The organism is Microbacterium sp. NPDC079356, from assembly GCF_049545465.1.
Taxonomy (GTDB): Bacteria; Actinomycetota; Actinomycetes; order Actinomycetales; family Microbacteriaceae; genus Microbacterium; species Microbacterium gawkjiense.
The window spans coordinates 58,921-79,120 of record NZ_JBMWDN010000002.1 but is presented as its reverse complement, the minus strand read 5'-3'; the positions used below and the strand labels follow the sequence as shown (position 1 = coordinate 79,120).

16 protein-coding genes and 1 tRNA gene are annotated in these 20,200 nt (G+C 71.8%); 11 read left to right on the top strand and 6 right to left on the bottom strand.

Going from position 1 to position 20,200, the window contains the following annotated elements; all coding sequences use genetic code 11:
- Positions 1-48: 48 nt before the first annotated feature.
- Genes pta through ACPEH0_RS05185 form a run of 4 tightly spaced genes read left to right on the top strand, consistent with a single transcriptional unit; the run spans position 49 to position 6,823 of the window.
- A complete protein-coding gene (gene pta / locus ACPEH0_RS05200) occupies positions 49-2,184 on the top strand; it encodes a phosphate acetyltransferase (RefSeq protein ID WP_064003032.1) in 2,136 nt (711 codons plus the stop codon).
- A complete protein-coding gene (locus tag ACPEH0_RS05195; RefSeq protein WP_366213896.1) occupies positions 2,181-3,404 on the top strand; it encodes an acetate kinase in 1,224 nt (407 codons plus the stop codon). The genes pta and ACPEH0_RS05195 overlap by 4 nt, the downstream gene beginning before the upstream one ends.
- A 31-nt stretch (positions 3,405-3,435) precedes the next feature.
- Positions 3,436-4,158 carry an HAD family hydrolase gene (locus tag ACPEH0_RS05190; protein ID WP_217531024.1) on the top strand — a complete coding sequence of 241 codons (723 nt, stop codon included), beginning with the start codon at positions 3,436-3,438 and terminating at the stop codon, positions 4,156-4,158.
- A gap of 46 nt (positions 4,159-4,204) precedes the next feature.
- Positions 4,205-6,823, top strand: coding sequence for a glycoside hydrolase family 65 protein (locus ACPEH0_RS05185; RefSeq protein WP_366213897.1), 2,619 nt, complete (start codon positions 4,205-4,207; stop codon positions 6,821-6,823).
- A gap of 2 nt (positions 6,824-6,825) precedes the next feature.
- Here ACPEH0_RS05185 and ACPEH0_RS05180 read toward each other — a convergent pair whose 3' ends face one another.
- On the bottom strand, positions 6,826-7,932 hold the full coding sequence (locus ACPEH0_RS05180; protein WP_366213898.1) for an FAD-dependent oxidoreductase: 1,107 nt from the start codon (positions 7,930-7,932) through the stop codon (positions 6,826-6,828).
- 93 nt (positions 7,933-8,025) lie between these two features.
- Here ACPEH0_RS05180 and ACPEH0_RS05175 point away from each other — a divergent pair, with 93 nt between their 5' ends.
- Both ACPEH0_RS05175 and recR read left to right on the top strand, forming a co-directional pair.
- Complete coding sequence (locus ACPEH0_RS05175; RefSeq protein WP_366213899.1) at positions 8,026-10,164, top strand: DNA polymerase III subunit gamma and tau; 2,139 nt, start codon at positions 8,026-8,028, stop codon at positions 10,162-10,164.
- 3 nt (positions 10,165-10,167) lie between these two features.
- Entirely contained in the window at positions 10,168-10,761 is a 594-nt protein-coding gene (gene recR / locus ACPEH0_RS05170) for a recombination mediator RecR (protein WP_064003041.1), read from the top strand.
- Here the strand turns inward: recR and ACPEH0_RS05165 are convergent, their stop codons facing one another.
- Together ACPEH0_RS05165 and ACPEH0_RS05160 are read right to left on the bottom strand one after the other, a co-directional pair.
- Positions 10,762-11,160 (bottom strand): DMP19 family protein, encoded by a 399-nt coding sequence (locus ACPEH0_RS05165; protein WP_366213901.1) that lies wholly within the window; start codon positions 11,158-11,160, stop codon positions 10,762-10,764.
- A gap of 21 nt (positions 11,161-11,181) precedes the next feature.
- Positions 11,182-12,573 carry a threonine/serine ThrE exporter family protein gene (locus tag ACPEH0_RS05160; protein WP_366213902.1) on the bottom strand — a complete coding sequence of 464 codons (1,392 nt, stop codon included), beginning with the start codon at positions 12,571-12,573 and terminating at the stop codon, positions 11,182-11,184.
- A 141-nt stretch (positions 12,574-12,714) separates the two neighbouring features.
- Here ACPEH0_RS05160 and ACPEH0_RS05155 point away from each other — a divergent pair, with 141 nt between their 5' ends.
- Complete coding sequence (locus ACPEH0_RS05155; RefSeq protein ID WP_366213903.1) at positions 12,715-14,001, top strand: aspartate kinase; 1,287 nt, start codon at positions 12,715-12,717, stop codon at positions 13,999-14,001.
- An 18-nt stretch (positions 14,002-14,019) separates the two neighbouring features.
- Here ACPEH0_RS05155 and ACPEH0_RS05150 read toward each other — a convergent pair whose 3' ends face one another.
- On the bottom strand, positions 14,020-14,763 hold the full coding sequence (locus ACPEH0_RS05150) for an SDR family oxidoreductase (protein ID WP_366213905.1): 744 nt from the start codon (positions 14,761-14,763) through the stop codon (positions 14,020-14,022).
- A gap of 64 nt (positions 14,764-14,827) precedes the next feature.
- Here ACPEH0_RS05150 and sigJ point away from each other — a divergent pair, with 64 nt between their 5' ends.
- The 4 genes from sigJ (at position 14,828) to ACPEH0_RS05130 (ending at position 19,256) form a co-directional block, all read left to right on the top strand.
- Positions 14,828-15,730, top strand: coding sequence for an RNA polymerase sigma factor SigJ (gene sigJ / locus ACPEH0_RS05145; protein ID WP_366213906.1), 903 nt, complete (start codon positions 14,828-14,830; stop codon positions 15,728-15,730).
- Positions 15,731-15,851: 121 nt separating this feature from the next.
- On the top strand, positions 15,852-16,922 hold the full coding sequence (locus ACPEH0_RS05140) for an aspartate-semialdehyde dehydrogenase (RefSeq protein ID WP_366213907.1): 1,071 nt from the start codon (positions 15,852-15,854) through the stop codon (positions 16,920-16,922).
- A 135-nt stretch (positions 16,923-17,057) separates the two neighbouring features.
- Positions 17,058-18,608 carry a malate:quinone oxidoreductase gene (locus tag ACPEH0_RS05135; protein WP_366213908.1) on the top strand — a complete coding sequence of 517 codons (1,551 nt, stop codon included), beginning with the start codon at positions 17,058-17,060 and terminating at the stop codon, positions 18,606-18,608.
- A 9-nt stretch (positions 18,609-18,617) separates the two neighbouring features.
- Positions 18,618-19,256, top strand: coding sequence for a thymidine kinase (locus tag ACPEH0_RS05130; protein ID WP_366213909.1), 639 nt, complete (start codon positions 18,618-18,620; stop codon positions 19,254-19,256).
- 6 nt (positions 19,257-19,262) lie between these two features.
- Here ACPEH0_RS05130 and ACPEH0_RS05125 read toward each other — a convergent pair whose 3' ends face one another.
- Positions 19,263-20,027, bottom strand: coding sequence for an HAD-IIB family hydrolase (locus tag ACPEH0_RS05125; protein WP_366213910.1), 765 nt, complete (start codon positions 20,025-20,027; stop codon positions 19,263-19,265).
- Positions 20,028-20,114: 87 nt separating this feature from the next.
- Positions 20,115-20,188, bottom strand: a tRNA-Pro gene (locus tag ACPEH0_RS05120).
- Between the last annotated feature and the right edge of the window lie 12 nt (positions 20,189-20,200).

The window sequence follows — 20,200 nt, the reverse complement described above, 5'->3', positions numbered from 1 at the left end:
CCCGGCGCCTCCCAGCCCGTCCATCGGCCGCGACCCTAGGCTGGGAGCGTGGCTCAGAGCATCTACATCACCTCCGCCGAAGGTCACTCGGGCAAGTCGACGATCGCCCTCGGCGTGCTCGACACCCTCAGCCGCCGGTCGCCTCGCGTCGGGGTGTTCCGCGCGATCGCGCGCTCGACCGAGGAGCGCGACTACGTGCTCGAGATGCTCCTCGACCACGACGGCGTCGACCTAGGCTACGACGAGTGCATCGGGGCCACCTACGACGAGGTCCGCGCCGACCCCGAGGCGGCCCTCGGCCGCATCGTCGAGCGGTACAAGGCGGTCGAGGCCCAGTGCGACGCGGTCGTCATCGTCGGCAGCGACTACACCGATGTCGGCAGTCCCGCCGAGCTCGGCTACAACGCGCGCATCGCGGCCAACCTGGGGGCGCCCGTCCTCGTGGTGCTGTCGGGGCAGGCCGCCGACGGTGAGCGGCAGACGGATGCCGGTGGGCTGACACCCGCCCAGGTCGGTAACCTCGCGACCCTCGCGCTGTCCGAGATCACGCACGAGCGCGCCGGCATCTTCGCCGTCGTGGTCAACCGCGCCGACCCGGCGCACCTCGACGACATCGTCGCAGCCGTCCGCGCCGTCCCCGCCGCAGCGGGCGACATCGGGGTCTGGGCGATCCCCGAGGACGCGTACCTCGTGGCCCCGTCGGTCGGCGACGTCGCCCGTTCGCTCGGCGCGACGCTCGTGAAGGGCGACGAGGCGCTGCTCGACCGCGAGGTGCTGCACGTCGTCGTCGCGGGCATGTCGCTCAACAACGTCCTTCCGCGGCTCGAGGAGGCCGCGATCCTCGCCGTCGCCGCCGATCGCACCGAGGTGCTGCTGGCGGCGCTCCTGGCCAACGCGTCGGGGACGTTCCCCTCGCTGTCGGGCATCGTCCTCTACGGCCCGTTCGAGCTTCCCGAGCACGTCGAGCGCCTCATCGACGGCCTCGACTCGAACCTCCCGATCCTCGCGACCGATCAGGGCACGTACGAGACCGTGCGCGGCATCATGAGCGCCCGCGGCCGGCTGGCCGCGCACTCGCAGCGCCGGTACGACACGGCCCTGGCGCTGTTCGAGCAGCACGTCGACACCGACGACCTCCTCCGACGCATCGGCCTCGCGAGCTCGCAGGTGGTCACGCCCCTCATGTTCCAGTACGGGCTGATCGAACGCGCCCGGCGCGAGCGTCGCCGCATCGTGCTGCCCGAGGGCGGCGACGACCGCATCCTGCGCGCGGCCGCCACCGCGCTCGCGCGCGGGATCGCCGACATCACGATCCTCGGCGAGCCCATCGAGGTGCACGCGCGTGCCCTCGAGCTGGGTCTCGACATCCGCGCCGCCGAGGTGCTGAGCCCCTTCGACGCCGTCCACGTCGACAAGTTCGCCCGCGAGTACGAGCGCCTCCGTGCGCACAAGGGCGTCACGTTCCGGCAAGCCGCCGACACGGTCACCGACGTCTCCTACTTCGGCACGCTCATGGTGCACCTCGGGCTCGCCGACGGCATGGTGTCGGGCGCGGCGCACACGACGGCGCACACCATCCGTCCGGCGTTCGAGATCATCAAGACCAAACCCGGCGTCGACGTCGTCTCGAGCGTGTTCCTCATGGCGCTCGCCGACCGCGTGCTCGTCTACGGCGACTGCGCGGTCATCCCCGACCCGACGGCGGCCCAGCTCGCCGACATCGCCGTCTCGTCCGCGGCCACGGCGGAGCAGTTCGGCATCTCGCCGCGCGTCGCCATGCTCTCGTACTCGACCGGCGAGTCCGGGTCGGGCGCCGACGTCGAGAAGGTGCGCGAGGCGACCGCACTCGTGCGCGAGCGTGCTCCGGAGCTCCTCGTCGAGGGTCCGATCCAGTACGACGCCGCGACCGACGCGGCCGTCGCGGCGACGAAGATGCCCGGGTCGGATGTCGCCGGTCGGGCGACCGTCTTCGTCTTCCCCGACCTCAACACGGGCAACAACACCTACAAGGCCGTGCAGCGCTCGGCCGGCGCGGTGGCGATGGGTCCGGTCCTGCAGGGCCTGAACAAACCCATCAACGACCTCTCCCGCGGTGCCCTCGTCGAGGACATCGTCAACACGATCGCGATCACCGCGATCCAGGCGCAGAACGCGGATGCCGCGTCCCCGGAGGCCCGCGCATGACCCCCGTCCTCGTCATCAACAGCGGCTCGTCCTCGTTCAAGTACCAGCTCGTCGACGTCGCCACCGAGCGTCCCCTCGCCTCCGGCCTGGTCGAGCGGATCGGCGAGGAGTCGGGCATCGCGACCCACACGGTCTTCCTCGGCGGGGAGGGCACCGCGGTCACGGCGACGAAGGCCACCTCGCGCATCGAGCGCGCGATCCCCGACCACACCGCCGGGTTCGCCGTCATGCTCGAGGCCTTCGCGGCCCAGGGTCCCTCCCTCGAAAACGCGCGCCCGGTCGCCGTCGGGCACCGCGTCGTCCAGGGCGGCGCCCGCTTCTTCGAGCCGACCCTCATCACCCCCCTCGTCGAGATCAACATCGACGAGCTGTCGGCCCTCGCGCCGCTGCACAACCCGGGGGCGCTGCAGGGCATCCGCGCGGCGCGCGCCGCCTTCGCCGATGTCCCTCACGTCGCGGTGTTCGACACGGCCTTCCACCAGACGATGCCTGCCGCGGCATACACCTACGCGATCGACCGCGAGACGGCGCAGAAGCACCGCATCCGCAAGTACGGCTTCCACGGCACGAGCCACAAGTTCGTGAGCGAAGCGGCTGCGGCCTTCCTCGGGCGACCGCTCGCTGAGCTCTCGCAGATCGTGCTGCACCTCGGCAACGGGGCGTCGGCGACGGCCATCCGCGGCGGCGAGTCGGTCGACACCTCGATGGGGCTCACGCCACTCGAGGGGCTCGTCATGGGCACGCGCTCCGGCGACATCGACCCGTCGGTGCTCGGGGTGCTCGCCCGGCGCGAGGACATGGGCCCCGGTGAGCTCGACGCCTTCCTCAACAAGCGCAGCGGCCTCCTGGGACTCGCCGGCGCGTCCGACATGCGCGACATCGACACCCGCCGACGTGAGGGGGATGCCGACGCGCAGCTCGCCTTCGACGTCTACATCCACCGGCTCCGCGCCTACCTCGGCGCCTACCTCGCGCAACTCGGCGGCGTCGACGTCATCTCGTTCACGGCGGGCGTGGGCGAGAACTCCGCCGTCGTGCGCGCCGCCGCCCTCGAGACCCTCGGCTTCGCCGGTGTCCACCTGGATGCCGAGCGCAACACGTCGGGCGAACGCGGCATCCGCGTCATCTCCACCGACGACTCTCCTGTGACGGTCCTCGTCGTGCCCACCGACGAGGAGCTCGAGATCGCGCGCCAGGCCCACGCCGTCGCGACGGCCTGACGTGCGCGGCCGTTACGCTGGTCCGGTGACGATGGCTGAGCTTCCCGACCTCACCCGTTTCGACGGGGTCCTCTTCGACCTCGACGGTGTGCTGACCCCCACGGCCGAGGTCCACATGCACGCCTGGCAGAGCATGTTCACGGAGCTGTTCGCCTCGTGGGGCGTCGAGCCCGCCTACCGCGAGAGCGACTACTTCGAGCACCTCGACGGCAAGAAGCGGTACGACGGCGTCGCGAGCCTGCTGCGCTCGCGCGACGTCGAGGTGCCGTGGGGCGACCCGTCCGACGACCCGTCGGTCGACACGATCTGCGGGATCGGCAACCGCAAGAACGTCGTCTTCGAGCGCGTGCTGCGCGCCGACGGCATCGCGCCGTACCCGGGCTCGCTCGCCCTCGTCGAGAAGCTGCAGGCCGCCGGCGTCCCCATCGCCGTGGTCTCGAGCTCGAAGAACGCCCGCGAGGTCCTCACGGTCGCCGGCATCATCGACCGCTTCCCGGTCATCATGGACGGCGTCGTGGCCGAGTCCGAGCACCTCGCCTCCAAGCCCGCGCCCGATGTCTTCGCGCGCGCCGCCGAGCTGCTCGGGGTGGACCCCGCGCGCAGCGCCGCCGTCGAGGACGCGCATTCGGGCGTGCGATCGGCCGCCTCCGCCGGGTACGGTCTCGTGGTGGGTGTGGACCGCGGCGCTGGAGCCCAGGCGCTGCGTGACGCCGGGGCGCACGTTGTCGTGGACGACCTCGCCGTCTTCGCCTGACCCGCGGCATCCCCTGTCGTCCTGACACCCGAAGAAGGACCCCCGCATGATCGATCGTCATCGTTTTCCCGTGGACCCGTGGCGTCTCGTCGAGACCTCGTTCTCGATCGACGACGTCGGCGTCACCGAGACGCTGTTCGCCGAGGGCAACGGCTACCTGGGCCTGCGGGGCAACCACCCCGAGGGGAGCCACGCGCACGAGCACGGCACGTTCCTGAACGGCTTCCACGAGGTGTTCCCGATCCGGCACGCCGAGCGCGCCTTCGGCTTCGCCGAGGTCGGGCAGACGATCATCAACGCGCCCGACAGCAAGGTCATGCGCGTCTACGTCGACGACGAGCCGCTCTCGCTCGACATCGCGGACCTGCGCGAATACGAGCGCGCCCTCGACATGCGCCGGGGAGTACTGACCCGCCACATCCGGTGGATGACCCCGGGCGGCAAGGACGTCGTCATCGACTACGAGCGCATGGTCTCCTTCGAGGAGCGCCACGTCGCCGTCATGCGCGTCTCGGTCACGGTGCTGAATGCGGATGCCCCGGTCACGGTCAACTGCCAGATGATCAACCGGCAGGACGGCCAGGACGTGTACGGCGGTCCGGGGCTCGGCAAGCAGGCAGAGGCCGGGTTCGACCCCCGCAAGGCCGACGGTTTCGCGAACCGGGTGCTGCAGCCCGAGGAACACTGGCAGGACGGCAATCGCGCCGCGCTGTCGTACAAGGTCACCGACTCCGGCATGACGGTCGCCGTCGTCGCCGACCACCTCGTCGAGACCGAGAACGAGTACTCGTCGCGCTCGCTCGTCGAGCCCGACGTCGCCAAGAACGTCTTCCGGGTGCAGGCGAAGCAGGGTGTGCCGGTGACGATCACGAAGGCCGTCGCGTATCACACCTCCCGCGGCGTCCCCGCGCGCGAGCTCGTCGAGCGCGCCCGCCGCACGCTCGACCGGGTCGAGCACGAGGGCATCGAGCGGCTGTTCGAGCGGCAGGAGGCCTGGGTGCAGGCGTTCTGGGAGCGGTCGGACGTGCTCATCGAGGGGCACGACGACCTGCAGCAGGCGACCCGGTGGTGCCTGTACCAGCTCGCCCAGGCGGCCGCGCGCGCCGACTCGCTCGGCGTGCCCGCGAAGGGTCTGACCGGCTCGGGCTACAGCGGCCACTACTTCTGGGACACCGAGGTCTACGTCCTGCCGTTCCTCGCGTACACGACGCCGCTCTGGGCGCGGAACGCGCTGCGGATGCGGTACCTCATGCTCCCCGCGGCCCGGAAGCGCGCGGGGCAGTTGAACGAGGCGGGCGCCCTGTTCCCGTGGCGCACGATCAACGGCGAGGAGGCCTCGGCCTACTACGCCGCCGGCACCGCGCAGTACCACATCAACGCCGACGTCGCCTTCGCGCTCGGCAAGTACGTCCGCGCGACGGGGGACACCGACTTCCTGCACCGCGAGGGCGTCGACATCCTCGTCGAGACGGCGCGGCTGTGGGCGACCCTCGGGTTCTGGCGGTTCACCGAGACGGGCGAGCCCGAGAGCTTCCACATCCACGGGGTGACCGGTCCCGACGAGTACACGACGGTCGTCAACGACAACCTGTTCACGAACGTCATGGCGCGGTACAACCTGCGCTACGCCGCGCGCGTCGTGCGCGAGATGGCCGTCGACCAGCCCGAGGCCTACCGCGCGATGGTCGACCGTCTCGAGCTCGACGAGGCCGAGCCGGTCGCGTGGCAGAGCGCCGGCGAGGCGATGCACATCCCGTACAGCGAGGCCCTCGGCATCCACCCCCAGGACGCCGTCTTCCTCGAGCGCGAGGTGTGGGACCTCGAGAACACCCCCGCCGAGCAGCGCCCGCTCCTGCTGCACTTCCACCCGCTGGTGATCTACCGGTACCAGGTCCTCAAGCAGGCCGACGTCGTGCTCGCCCTGTTCCTGCAGGGCAACCAGTTCACCCCGGCCGAGAAGCTCGCCGACTTCGAGTACTACGACGCGCTGACGACGGGGGACTCGACACTCTCGGCGGTCGTGCAGGCGATCCTCGCCGCCGAGGTCGGGTACCAGGACCTCGCGCTGGAGTACTTCCGCGAGTCGGCGTTCGTCGACCTCGGTGACCTGCACAGCAACGCGTCCGACGGCGTCCACGTCGCCTCCGCCGGCGGCGTCTGGACGGCGCTCGTCGCCGGGTTCGGCGGCATGCGCGACCACCGTGGGGCGCTCAGCTTCGACCCGCGCCTGCCCGCCGACTGGCCGTCGCTGTCGTACACGCTCCACTGGCACGGCACACGCCTGCGGATCACGGTCCGCCGCGACGAGATGACGGTCACCGCCGACGACGGCGACGCCGTGTCGTTCACGGTCCGGGGTGCCGGGTACACGGTCGCGGCCGGTGAGACGGTCACGGTGCCGCTCGAGGGTCAGGGCCCGGTGATCCCGGGACGCCCCACCCTCCGCCGGATCGGGGAGCAGCTGCGCGAGGACGGCACACTGCTGTCCGCGTCTGTGCCCGACGCGACGGCCGCGACCTCGGTCCCGGTGCACACCGGCACGATCCCGATCGTGACCGCCGAGGAGCAGCCGACGGATGCCGGGGAGCAGGCGGCGCCCGATCCCGACACCCGGACGCAGCAGTTTCCGGCGATCGACGCGGGTGATGTGACCGCGACGGTCTGAGTTCAGACCGTCGCGGTGGCGCGCTCGCGGACGATCGCGCGGACGGCGTCGCGACCGGCGCGGTTCGCGCCGATCGTCGACTGCGACGGGCCGTAGCCGATGAGGAACAGCCGCGGCTCGTCGATCGCGCGGGTGTCGCGCACCCTCACGCCGCCGGCGGGGGTGCGCAGGCCCAGCGGCGCGAGGTGGGCGATGTCGGCGCGGAAGCCGGTCGCCCACAGGATGACGTCCGCGCGCTCGAGGGTGCCGTCCGGCATCCGCACCCCATCCGGCTCGATCGCGCGGAACATCGGATGCCACACCAGGGCTCCCCGGTCCTTCGCCGCCTGCGCCCACGGCGACCAGTGCGCGCCGGTGACCGAGACGACGCTCCCCGGCGGCAGCCCCTGCCGGACGCGCTCCTTGACGCCGGCGATCGCCTGGATGCGCGCGGCGGTGTCGAACTCGACGGCATCCCACTGCGGTTCGGTGCGTGAGACCCAGAACGTGTCCGTGACGGCGGAGATCTCGTCGAGCAACTGGATCGCCGAGACCCCGGCGCCCACGATGGCGACGCGCCGGTCGTGGAACTCCTCCGCCGAGCGGTAGTCGTGCACGTGCAGCTGCCGGCCGGTGAACGTCGCCTGCCCGGGGTAGGTCGGCCAGAAGGGCTTCCGCCACGTGCCCGTCGCGTTGATGACGTACCGCGCCGCCCAGGCGTGGGCGCCGTCGCCGGTGTCCGCCTCGACGATCAGCCGGCCGCGCGGGTCGTCGTCGGCCCGTCGGACGGCGCGCACCTGCACGGGGCGATGGACCGCGAGCTCGAACCGCGCCTCGTAAGCAGCGAAGTACTCCGGCAGGACCTCCCGGCTGGCCGCCCGCGGGTCCGCCGGCGGCACGGCGTAGCCGGGCAGTTCGTGGATCCCGTTGACCGTGCCCATCCGCAGCGACGGCCACCGGTGCTGCCACGCGCCCCCGGCGTGCGTTTCGGCGTCCACGACGACGAACGTGGGCACCTCCGCCTCGGCGTCCCCGAGTGGGACGAAACCGCGGCGACGCAGATGGTAAGCGGCGCTGAGCCCGGCCTGCCCCGCGCCGATCACGGCGACGTCGACGGGCTCGGGGGACATGACGGCTGCAACGTGAGACCGACCCCGGCTGTTCCCGGTGCCCGGAGCCTCGGCGCCGGATCGGATGTCGGCGCCACGCCGTAGTCTGTTGTGGTGACCACCGCTCTGTACCGCCGCTATCGCCCGGAGTCCTTCGGCGAGATGATCGGGCAGAGCCAGGTGACCGAGCCGCTCATGACGGCGCTGCGCAGCGACCGGGTCGGCCACGCCTACCTCTTCTCCGGTCCCCGCGGCTGCGGCAAGACCACCTCGGCCCGCATCCTCGCGCGCTGCCTCAACTGCGCGCAGGGCCCGACCGACATCCCGTGCGGCGAGTGCGACTCCTGCAAGGAGCTCAGCCGCGGCGGCGGCGGTTCGCTCGACGTCGTCGAGATCGACGCCGCCTCGCACAACGGTGTCGACGATGCGCGCGACCTGCGCGAACGCGCCGTCTTCGCCCCCGCGCGCGACCGCTTCAAGATCTTCATCCTCGACGAGGCGCACATGGTCACGGCGCAGGGCTTCAACGCGCTCCTGAAGCTCGTCGAGGAGCCCCCCGCGCACGTGAAGTTCATCTTCGCGACGACCGAGCCCGAGAAGGTCATCGGCACGATCCGCTCGCGCACCCACCACTACCCGTTTCGCCTCGTCGCCCCCGCCGCCATGCTCGAGTACGTCGAGCAGCTCTGCGCCAGCGAGGGCGTGACGGTCGAGCCCGGTGTCCTGCCCCTCGTCGTCCGCGCCGGCGGTGGATCGCCGCGCGACACCCTCTCGCTCCTCGACCAGCTCATCGCCGGCTCCGAGGACGGCGCCGTGGGCTACGAGCGCGCGGTCGCCCTGCTCGGCTACACGCACGCCGAACTGCTCGACGAGGTCGTCGACGCGTTCTCGTCGCACGATGCCGCCGCGGCCTTCGGTGCCGTCGACCGCGTCGTCCAGACCGGTCAGGACCCGCGACGTTTCGTCGACGACCTGCTCGAGCGCCTGCGCGACCTCATCATCGTGGCGGCGACCGGCGAGGGCGCCCGCGCCGTGCTGCGCGGTGTGCCGGCCGACGAGCTCGAGCGCATGGGGCGCCAGGCTGCTGCGTTCGGCACCGACCGGCTCTCGCGGATCGCCGACCTCGTCGTCACCGCGCTCGACGACATGACCGGCACGACCTCGCCCCGCCTGCAGCTCGAGCTTCTCGTGGCCCGTGTCCTCGCCGCGACGGATGCCGGTGCGCCCGCCGCGGCCGCGCCCTCGGCGCCCGCGCCGGTCGCCTCCGCGCCGGTCTCCTCCGCGCCGGTCGCTGCGACGCCGGTACCTGCGGCGCCGGCACCCGCCGCGGTGGAACCCCGCGCGACGCCCCCGGTATCCGCTCCCGCCGCTCCCGGCGCAGGGGCCGCCGCGGCGCCCGCCCCGTCGGCGCCCGAGCCGGCCCCGGCGGCCCTGCCCGAGCCGCCCGTCCCGACCGGGCCGGTGACGTTCGCGCAGATCCGCGACTCGTGGCCCGAGATCCTCCGCCGGCTCGAAGACCTCAGCCGCACGTCGTGGATGATCGCGAGCGCGTCCCGGCCGGTGGCATATGCGGAGGGTGACATCCTCACGCTGTCGTTCCAGAGCCACGCCGACGTGCAGTCGTTCAAGAAGCTGAGCGCGGGCAAGGGGCCGAGCGAGGATCTGCGCACCGCGATCCTGTCGGTGCTCGGCGTGCGGGTGAAGTACCTCACGCGGCACGACACCGACCCGACCCCGCCGCCGCCCGGCGGCGTCGGACCCGACGTCCCGCCCGCCCCGACGGCCCCGCCGGCCGCGACGCCCTCGTCCGGCCCCGGCGGCGCCGCTGCACCCGCGGCATCCCGTCCGCCGTCCGCCGCCCCGCGGACCGCCCCCGCGGCCGCCGCGCCCGTCACCGAGTGGGCGGTCGCTCCCATCCCCTCCGACGACGGTGCGCCCGCCGCGCAGTTCGCCGTCGACGAGGAGCCCGAGGATGCGGCCCCCGCGCCGGTCCGCACGCTCACCGCGCCGCGGGAGGGCGACGTCCTTCCCGCCGAGGCGCCCGACGACGACGAGGACGACGTGCCGCCGCCGGTGGATGCCGACGCGCCCGTCCCGGTCCACACCCCACCGCCCACGCGGCTCACCGCCGAGCCGCCGCGCGCGCCGCGTCCGGGCGGCATCGAGCGGGTCGGCGAGGCGGCGGTCCGACAACTGCTCGGCGCCCGGTTCATCCGCGAGGAGCCGTACACGCCGCCGACGAGGTTCAACTGACCCATGTACGACGGCATCGTCCAAGACCTGATCGACGAGTTCGGCCGCCTTCCTGGCATCGGCCCGAAGTCGGCGCAGCGCATCGCGTTCCACATCCTGCAGACGCCGTCCTTCGACGTCTCCCGGCTCGCGCAGCTGCTGTCCGAGCTGCGTGAGCGGGTGCGGTTCTGCGAGATCTGCGGCAACGTGTCGGAGCAGACGCAGTGCTCCATCTGCCGTGACCCCCGTCGCGACCGCACCTTCATCTGCGTCGTCGAAGACGCGAAGGACGTCTCGGCGATCGAGCGCACCCGCGAGTTCCGGGGGCTGTACCACGTGCTCGGCGGCTCGATCAGCCCCATGGCGGGTATCGGTCCCGACGACCTCCGCATCGCGCAGCTCATGCAGCGCCTCGCCGACGGCACCGTCACCGAGGTGATCCTCGCGACCAACCCGAACCTCGAGGGCGAGGCGACCGCGACCTACCTGAGCCGCCTGCTCCACACCCTTGAGATCCGGGTGACCCGGCTCGCGTCGGGACTCCCGGTCGGCGGAGACCTCGAGTACGCCGACGAGGTCACCCTCGGGCGTGCCTTCGAAGGCCGCCGCGCGGTCTAGTCAGTCGGTGGGCGCGAACAGCTCCGGCTCCTGGGCGAGCGTGCGCTCGATGGCCGCGAGGATGTCCTCGTCCTCGATGCGGTACTCGCCGTTCACACGCTCCTCGGCCTCGCCCCACGCCTCTTCGTCGCCGATCCCCGCCGTCTCGTCGTACTCGGACGCTGCTCGGTCCACGGACTCGGCGGTCGCTTCGAGTCCGAGGGTGCGGTAGCCGTCGGCGATCGCGTTCAGGGGGAACTCGTCATCGGTTGAGTGCACCTCGATCGCGTACCAGAATCCGCCGTTCTGGACCATTCCGTGGAAGGTGAGGACCCGTCGGGCGGCGAGGTCGCCCGCCAGCGTCGCGGCGACGTCGAAATCGACGGCCCGGTTCCAGATCGCGTCGCTCGCAGAGCTCATGCGGAGAGCCTAGGGGAGAGCTCAGGACCGCTCGCGCGCGCGGGCGCGGATGACGGTGCCGAGCGTCGCGCGCAGCGGCTGACCGACGTAGATGCCGAGCGACGCGCCGACGGCCAGGGCGATCCCGACGGTCGCCGCCGAGGCGAGGGTCGTGAAGCCCATGAGCAGCGTCACGGTGCTCTGCCCGGACTCGACGACGCCGAGGAGGCCGCGGAACACGGCCGCGCCGGGCACCATCGGCAGGATCGCCGCCGTCGTGATCGCCACCGACGGCACGTGCAGCTTGTAGGCGGCGAGGATGCCGATGAGGCTTCCCACGAACGCGCCCACGCCGCTGGCGGCCGCGGTTTCGAAGCTGAGGGCGGATGCCGCGGTGTAGCCCGCCCAGGCGACGACGCTCAGGGCCACGCTGACCGCGACGACCCGGAGCCCGGCGCCGTTGTAGATCGTGACCGAGACGGCGATGAGCGCGGCGCCCGCGAACTGCAGGGGGATCGGCCCGAACGGCAGCGGGTCGTTCGGGGCGTCCATCCCCGCCCCGACGACGCGCGCCGTCTCGAGTCCCGCGAGGATGCCCAGGACGACACCCAGGGTCTGGGTCGTGAGTTCGAGGATGCGGCCGGTCGCCGTGAGCGCGAAGCCGTCGATCGCGTCCTGCGCGGCGCCCACGACGGTGAGCCCCGCGAGCATGAGCACGATGCCCGAGGCGACGATGACCGACGGTCGGATGTCCTGCGCCGCCATCCATCCCGTCGCCTCGAGGCGCGGGGCGACGGCGGCGATGAGGGTCAGGACGAAGGCGCCGGCGACCTGGCTGAAGAAGAACGGGACGTGCGCGCGGCCGAGGAGGAACTGCGTGATCGCCGCCCCCGCCGCCGCGATGAAGGAGAGCAGGATGACCAGCCAGTTCGCGCCGAACATGAGGGCGACGCCGACGGCGAGCAGCGCCTGCGCCCCGACGATGACCGGCGGGTGATAGGCGAAGGGGGTGCGGCGCACGATCCGGAACTCGGCGCGCGCGGACTCCAGCGGCATCCCGTTCCGGATCGCCGCGACGAGGGCCTGCAGCCGCTGCAAACGGGCGTGGTCGGGGGCCTGGCTCCGCACGACGCGCATGAGCGTGATCGGGCGGTCGGCGCCGCTGCGGTGATGCGCGACGGTGATCGAGTTGTAGCTGACGTCGACGTGCACGGGGTCGAGGCCGTACACCCCGGCGACCCGGACGATCGTGAGCGTCACCTCGCTCGCGGGGGCGCCCGAGGCGAGCATGGACTCGCCGATGCGGATGGCCAGATCGAGCACCCCGACCGCGAACGCGTCGTCGATGACGGGCAGCATCTCGGTGTGCGGAGCCGAGTTCTCGGGAGTGCGGACGAGGGCCTGCAGCGACGTGAAGAGCTGGCGTCGTCCCATGGGATCCAGCCTAAATGAGCCGTCCCGGCGGTCCGCCCGCGTCACATGGCTGTCGCGGTACGGGCCGCTCCGTAGGATGGACGGCGGGCGTGAGTCTCCGCCCGCCGGCTGCGCCCGGCATCCACCCGGGAGTATCCGACCATGGCCCTGATCGTCCAGAAGTACGGCGGTTCGTCCGTCGCCGACGCCGAGAGCATCCGCCGCGTCGCGAAGCGCATCGTCGACGCCCGCCGCGCCGGTCACGACGTCGTCGTCGCCGTGAGCGCGATGGGCGACACGACCGACGAACTGCTCGACCTCGCCTCGCAGGTCTCACCGCTGCCCGCTCCGCGCGAGCTCGACATGCTGCTCTCCAGCGGTGAGCGCATCTCGATGGCGCTGCTCGCGATGGCGATCAACTCGATGGGCTTCGAGGCGCGCTCGTTCACGGGCAGCCAGGCCGGCATGATCACCGACAGCTCGCACGGCGCCGCCCGCATCGTCGACGTCACCCCGGTGCGCGTGCGCGAGGCGCTCGACGAGGGCGCGATCGTCATCGTCGCGGGCTTCCAGGGGTTCAGCCGCGACACCCGCGACATCACGACCCTCGGCCGCGGCGGGTCCGACACCACCGCCGTCGCGCTGGCCGCCGCCCTGAACGCCGACGTCTGCGAGATCTACAGCGACGTCGACGGCATCTTCACCGCCGACCCGCGCGTCGTGCCGAAGGCCCGTAAGCTCGCGACGGTCCAGTCCGAGGAGATGCTCGAGCTCGCCGCCAACGGCGCCAAGGTGCTCTACATCCGCGCCGTCGAGTTCGCCCGCCGTCACGGCGTCATGATCCACGCCCGCTCGACCTTCAGCTCGGGTGTCGGCACGTACGTTCTCGGTCCGGGGATGACCGCCCCCGACCACGAAGAGGGAGAAGAGATGGAAGAGCCCATCGTCACCGGTGTCGCCACCGACCTCAGCCAGGCCAAGATCACGGTCGTCGGCGTGCCCGACGTCCCCGGCAAGGCCGCCGAGATCTTCAAGATCGTCGCGAAGTCCGGCGCGAACGTCGACATGATCGTCCAGAACGTGTCGGCCGCCGCCACCGGGCGCACCGACATCTCGTTCACCCTGCCCAAGGCAGAGGCGTCGACGGCTCTGCGCGCCCTGTCGGTCGACCAGGGCTCGGTCGGCTTCGACAAGCTCGTCCACGACGACCAGATCGGCAAGCTGTCGGTCGTCGGCGCCGGCATGCGCACCCACTCGGGCGTCTCGGCGACCTTGTTCGAGGCGCTGTCGACGACGGGTGTCAACATCGAGATGATCTCGACCTCCGAGATCCGCATCTCGGTCGTCGTCCGCGGTGACGACCTCGCCGAGGCGGCGCGTGTCGTGCACACCGCGTACGGTCTCGACGGCGACACCGAGGCCGTCGTCCACGCCGGCACCGGCCGCTGACGACGACCCCGCCGGGCTTCATCCCTGCGCGGCGAGCCAGTCGTCGAAGGTCGGCCCGGCGAGTGTCGCCCCCGCGGTCGGCAGGTTCAGCCCGGCGCGCATGCCGCGCATCTGCGCTCCCGGGATGCCGACGGGGATGACGGGGGTCCGCGAGCCGTCCCGTCGCACCCACGCCCGGATGATGCGCTCGAGGCGTTCCTCGCGGGGCCCCGCGAGGTCCGCCGCACGTCCCTGCGGTCCCGAGACGGCGAGGGCGACCAGTCGCGCCGCGACCTCGGCGGCGGCGACCGGCTGCACGCGGGCGCGCGGAGCGAGCTGCAGCGGCCCCAGCCGTGCCTGCGACGCCACCTGCCCGGCGAACTCGTGGAACTGGGTCGCCCGCAGGATCGTCCAGGGCACCGTGCCGCGTTCGAACAGCTCCTCCTGCACGACCTTGCCGGCGTAGTAGCCGTTCGGGTTGCGGTCGATCCCGACGATCGACAGCAGCACCGCGTGCGCCACACCCGCCGCCCGGGCCGCCGCGAGGAGCGTGCCGGAGGCGGCGCGAAAGAACTCCGTCGACGTCGTCGCGCGGGTGGTCCCGACGCTGGCCGCGTCGATCAGGGCGTCGACGCCCACCAGCGCGCGATCGGTCGCCGCGCGGTCGCGCAGATCGACCCCCGCCGCCCGCGAGAGGACGACGGGCTCGTGCCCCGCTGCGCGCACCCGCTCCACCACGAGTCGTCCGACGGTGCCCGTTCCGCCTGCCACTGCGATCTTCATCTCTCCCCTTCCGAAGGTGTGTCACTGTGGTGACGACGCAGCCTCCGCGAATGTGAGGCCGGGGATGGAGATCGCGATGACGGATGCCGCGACGCGACCGGATGCCGCGGTCGGCCAGGCCGACGCGCACCGCCGCATCCTCGTCGCCGCGGCCCATCGCATGCTCGGGACGCTCGCCGAGGCCGAGGACGCCGTGCAGGAGGCGTACGTCCGCTGGGTGCGCCTCAGCGACACCGAGCGGACGGAGATCGCGAACCCCGCGGGCTGGCTCATGCGGGTGACGGGTCGGATCTGCCTCGACGTGCTCGGCTCGGCGCGGGCGCGCCATGAGATCTACGTGGGGGAGTGGCTCCCCGAGCCGGTCCCCGCCGAGTCCGCCGGCGGCGACCCCGCCGATGCCGCCGCCGGGGCCGAGAGCGTCTCGACGGCGCTCCTGCTCGTCCTCGAGACCCTCACCCCGGCCGAGCGCGTGGCGTTCGTGCTGCACGACGTGTTCGCGGTGCCGTTCGGGGAGATCGCCGAGGTGCTGGGGCGTTCACCCGCCGCGTGCCGACAGCTGGCGGCATCCGCTCGTCGTCACGTCGACCGCCGCCCGGGGGCCACCGTCCCGCGCAGCCGGCACGACGAGGTCGTGGCCGCGTTCGCCGCCGCGAGTGCGACGGGGCGGCTCGACGCCCTCGTCCGCGTGCTCGCGCCCGACGTCGTCCTCGTCTCGGACGGCGGCGGGGTCGTCTCCGCGGCCAGGCGGCCGGTGCGCGGTGCCGACCACGTCGCGCGGTTCCTGCTCGGGCTGGCTCAGAAGCAGCCCGCGGCGGTGTACGAGCCGGCGGTCACCGGCGACGGCCTCGGTTTCGTGATACGCCTGGGCGGCGCCGTCGCCGCGGTCGTGACGTTCGCGACCGACGGCCAGCGGATCACGGACGTCTGGATGATGCGCCACCCCGGCAAGCTGCGCGCCTGGGTGTGACGCCCGGGCGACACATGCGGATCACGGCACCCGCGGCGCCGGTAGAATCGCCGGAACCCGCTCTCCTGCGCCCTGTCGCGACGCCTCGTCGCGCGGCGCCGCACCCCCGAGGAACCGCACCATGACCGTCTTCTCCGATTCGGGATTCTCCGTCGCCGTCGTCGGCGCCACCGGCCAGGTCGGGACGGTGATGCGCGACATCCTCGTCGAGCGCGCGTTCCCGATCCGTGAGCTCCGCCTGTTCGCGACGGCCCGCTCGGCCGGCTCGACGATCGAGGTCGACGGCCGCGAGATCGTCGTCGAGGACGTCGCGACGGCCGACCCCGCCGGCATCCAGATCGCGCTGTTCTCGGCCGGCGCGACGGGCTCGCGCGCCCACGCGCCGCGGTTCGCCGAGGCGGGCGCCGTCGTCATCGACAACTCGAGCGCCTGGCGGATGGACCCCGAGGTCCCGCTCGTCGTCAGCGAGGTCAACCCGCACGCGATCGAGGATCTGCCCAAGGGCATCATCGCCAACCCGAACTGCACGACCATGGCCGCCATGCCCGTGCTCAAGCCCCTGCACGTCGAAGCCGGGCTCGTCCGCCTGACCGTCAGCACCTACCAGGCGGTGTCGGGCTCGGGTCTGGCGGGGGCCGAGGAGCTGCTCGGCCAGGTGGAGTCGGTGGTCGGCCAGGGCGGCGCGATCGGTCTCGTCCACGACGGCGCCGCCGTCGAGTTCCCGGCGCCGCAGAAGTACGTCGCCCCCATCGCGTTCAACGTCATCCCCTTCGCCGGCAACCTCGTCGACGACGGCGAGGGCGAGACCGACGAGGAGAAGAAGCTCCGCAACGAGAGCCGCAAGATCCTCGAGCTTCCCGACCTCCGCGTCGCCGGGACCTGCGTCCGCGTTCCCGTCTTCACGGGCCACTCGCTGTCGATCCACGCCGAGTTCGCGCGCGACATCACTCCCGCCCGTGCGCGAGAGGTCCTCGCCGACGCCGCGGGGGTCGCCCTCGCCGACGTGCCGACCCCCCTCGCCGCCGCCGGCGCCGACCCGAGCCTCGTCGGCCGCATCCGTGCCGACCAGTCCGCGCCCGAGGGTAAGGGCCTCGTCCTGTTCATCAGCAACGACAACCTGCGCAAGGGGGCCGCTCTGAACGCGGTCCAGATCGCCGAGCTCGTCGCCGCGAACCTGACCGCCCGCGTCTGAGGGCGGATGCCGGGTGCCCCCGTCCCCGCGCGGCGGCACCCGGCATCCGTGTTTCACCTGGGGAAAGAACCGAGATTCCTGCACCGCCGGGGGCGCCCCGACGGCGATCGCCGGTGGTCGGGCGACGTAGACTGGATGACCGTGACTGACAATCCCGGAGCAGACGATCACGCCGCAGAGAACGCCGCCGCGAGCAGCCCCGCCGCGGCGAGTCCGACGGAGGTGTACGACGCCCTGCTGATCGGCGGCGGCATCATGAGCGCCACGCTCGGCACCCTGCTGCAGCAGCTCGAGCCGGACTGGAAGATCGGCGTGTTCGAGCGTCTCTCCGAGGTCGCGCAGGAGTCCTCCAACGCGTGGAACAACGCGGGTACGGGCCACGCGGCCCTCTGCGAGCTGAACTACACGCCCGAAGGGCCCGACGGCACGATCGACCCGGCGAAGGCGATCGGGATCAACGAGCAGTTCCAGCAGTCCCGGCAGCTGTGGAGCGCCCTCGTCGAGCGCGGCGTGCTCGACGAGCCGTCGACGTTCATCAACGCGACGCCGCACATGACCTTCGTCCGCGGCGAGAAGGATGTCGCGTTCCTCAAGAAGCGCTACGAGGTGCTCAAGGAGCAGCCGCTGTTCGCCGGCATCGAGTACTCCGAGGACTCCCGCGTCATCAACCAGTGGGCTCCGCTGCTCATGCAGCAGCGCCGCAAGGGTGAGCCCTTCGCGGCCACGCGTGTCCCCGCGGGCACCGACGTCGACTTCGGGTCCCTCACCCGTCAGCTGTTCGAGCACCTCGCCGCGCAGGGCGTCGACGTCGAGACCAACCGCGAGGTGCGCGACCTGAAGCGTCAGAAGGACGGCACGTGGGAGGTCACCTACCGCCACACCGTCGGACGCACTCCCGGCAAGGTGCGTGCGCGGTTCGTGTTCGTGGGCGCCGGCGGCTGGGCCATCAAGCTCCTGCAGCGCTCCGGCATCCCCGAGATCTCGGGCTACGGGGTCTTCCCGATCGGCGGCCAGTGGCTGAAGACCTCCAAGCCCGAGCTCGTCGCGCAGCACAAGGCGAAGGTGTACTCGCAGGCGTCGGTGGGCGCGCCGCCCATGTCGGTGCCGCACCTCGACACGCGCGTCGTCGACGGGGAGGCGTCGCTGCTGTTCGGCCCGTTCGCGACGTTCAGCCCGAAGTTCCTCAAGAACGGTCGGATGACCGACATCATCGCCCAGGTGCGCCCCGGCAACATCCTGCCGATGCTGAAGGTGGCCATCGACAACCCCGGTCTCATCAAGTACCTCGTCAGCGAGCTCCTCAAGGGTCACGCGAAGAAGGTCGACTCGCTCCGCGACTTCATGCCCAGCGCCCGCGATGAGGACTGGGAGCTCCTGCAGGCCGGTCAGCGCGCGCAGGTCATGAAGAAGGACCCGAAGAAGGGTGGTGTGCTGCAGTTCGGCACCGAGGTCGTCAGCTCCGCGGACGGCTCCATCGCAGGACTGCTGGGTGCTTCGCCGGGCGCATCCACCGGCGCGTCGATCATGCTGGGTCTGCTGAAGACCTGCTTCGCCGACCGCCTGCCGGGGTGGGAGCCGACCCTCAAGGAGCTCATCCCCACGTACGGTCGGACGCTCAACGACGCACCGGAGACGGCGCACGAGGTCCTGCAGACGACCGCGGCTGCCCTCAAGATCAACGCCTGAGACGCATCCGTGGCGAAGCTCTACTTCCGCTACGGCGCGATGAACTCGGGCAAGTCGACGGCGCTGCTGCAGGCCGCCTTCAACTACGAGGAGCGCGGGCAGCACGTGCTGCTGGCCAAGCCCGAGATCGACACCAAGGGCGCCGACCAGATCTCCAGCAGGCTGGGCGTCGAGCGCAAGGTCGACTTCCTCATCGGGCCGGAGGACGACGCCCGCGCGCTGTTCGCGGAGCATCGCCGGCGGGTGCAGCTCGAGGCCGATGCGGCGCTCGTCCCCGACACGCGCACCGACGTCGCGTGCCTGCTGATCGACGAGGCCCAGTTCCTCGTGCCCGATCAGATCGACGACCTGCTGCGGATCGCGGTGAACGACGGCATCCCCGTCCTCGCCTACGGCATCCGCACCGACTTCCAGACGCGGGCCTTCCCGGGGTCCGCGCGGCTCATGGAGCTCGCCCACAGTCTCGAAGAGCTGAAGACCATCTGCCGCTGCGGCAGTAAGGCGCTGTTCAACGCGCGGCTGGTGGGCGGCCGGTTCGTCTTCGACGGCGACCAGGTCGCGATCGACGAACTGTCCGCCGACCGCGTCACGTACGAGTCGATGTGCGCCCGGTGCTACCTGCGCGAGTCGGGCGGCAGGCTGCGCTGAGGCGGCTCAGCGGGCCCGCAGGGTCGGAATCAGCTCGTCCAGGTAGGCGGCAGTGTCCTCCCAGCCCTCGACGGCGTGGCAGGTCACGCCCATCGCGAGGACGGGGTAGTCGTTGCCGTGCTCGTCGAGGCGGTCGCCCACGAACAGCATGTCGTCGAGCGGGATGCCGGTCTGCTCGGCGAGTTTGCGCATGCCGTAGGCCTTGTCGATCCCGCGGTGCGTGATGTCGACCGAGGTGGACCCGCCGGAGCGGACCTCCAGGTCCGGGATGCGGGCGGCCACCGCGTCGCGCAGCGTGTTCTTCTTCTCCCCGGTCGGGTCCCACGCCGTCTTGGCGTCGAGGGGAGCGGACTGACCGAGCGCCGAGAAGGTGATCTGCGACCCGCGGTCCTCGAGGATCGGTCCCCACGTCTGCTCGGCCCACAGGCCCAGGCGCTTCGCCTCCTCCTCGACGGCCGCGAGTGCGCGCTGCTTCTCGTCGTCGGTGAGGGAGAGGGCGTAGACCGTCTCGATGCCGTCCGCGGTGAGGCGGTAGTACTGCGTGCCGCACGTGGGCATCAGGTGGATGTGCGCCAGCAGGCCGGCATCCGCTTCGGGCAGGCGCTCGACGACCTGCGAGCGGAACTGCTGCAGCTGGCCACCCGAGATGATCGCGACCTCGACGCGCTCCGCGAGGCGCAGCAGCTGCTCGCCGATCCGCGGATCGATGGCGCTCTTGGAGGGCGCGAGCGTGTCGTCGAGGTCGAAGGCCACGAGGCGGGGAGAGGTCATGGGGCTCCGGTTCCGTGGAAGGTGCGATGGCCCCTCCGAGGAGGGATGCGAAAGGCCCCGCCGGAATCCGGCGGAGCCTCTCTGCGGTCGGGGTGACAGGATTTGAACCTGCGGCCTCGTCGTCCCGAACGACGCGCGCTACCAAGCTGCGCCACACCCCGTGGCAACCCTCC

Bases quoted from the DNA above. Each gene is read 5' to 3' on its own strand.
- ACPEH0_RS05195 (WP_366213896.1), top strand. From the start codon at position 2,181: ATGACCCCCGTCCTCGTCATCAACAGCGGCTCGTCCTCGTTCAAGTAC.
- ACPEH0_RS05190 (WP_217531024.1), top strand. From the start codon at position 3,436: ATGGCTGAGCTTCCCGACCTCACCCGTTTCGACGGGGTCCTCTTCGAC.
- ACPEH0_RS05185 (WP_366213897.1), top strand. From the start codon at position 4,205: ATGATCGATCGTCATCGTTTTCCCGTGGACCCGTGGCGTCTCGTCGAG.
- ACPEH0_RS05180 (WP_366213898.1), bottom strand. From the start codon at position 7,932: ATGTCCCCCGAGCCCGTCGACGTCGCCGTGATCGGCGCGGGGCAGGCC.
- recR (WP_064003041.1), top strand. From the start codon at position 10,168: ATGTACGACGGCATCGTCCAAGACCTGATCGACGAGTTCGGCCGCCTT.
- ACPEH0_RS05165 (WP_366213901.1), bottom strand. From the start codon at position 11,160: ATGAGCTCTGCGAGCGACGCGATCTGGAACCGGGCCGTCGATTTCGAC.
- ACPEH0_RS05160 (WP_366213902.1), bottom strand. From the start codon at position 12,573: ATGGGACGACGCCAGCTCTTCACGTCGCTGCAGGCCCTCGTCCGCACT.
- ACPEH0_RS05155 (WP_366213903.1), top strand. From the start codon at position 12,715: ATGGCCCTGATCGTCCAGAAGTACGGCGGTTCGTCCGTCGCCGACGCC.
- ACPEH0_RS05150 (WP_366213905.1), bottom strand. From the start codon at position 14,763: ATGAAGATCGCAGTGGCAGGCGGAACGGGCACCGTCGGACGACTCGTG.
- sigJ (WP_366213906.1), top strand. From the start codon at position 14,828: ATGGAGATCGCGATGACGGATGCCGCGACGCGACCGGATGCCGCGGTC.
- ACPEH0_RS05140 (WP_366213907.1), top strand. From the start codon at position 15,852: ATGACCGTCTTCTCCGATTCGGGATTCTCCGTCGCCGTCGTCGGCGCC.
- ACPEH0_RS05135 (WP_366213908.1), top strand. From the start codon at position 17,058: ATGACCGTGACTGACAATCCCGGAGCAGACGATCACGCCGCAGAGAAC.
- ACPEH0_RS05125 (WP_366213910.1), bottom strand. From the start codon at position 20,027: ATGACCTCTCCCCGCCTCGTGGCCTTCGACCTCGACGACACGCTCGCG.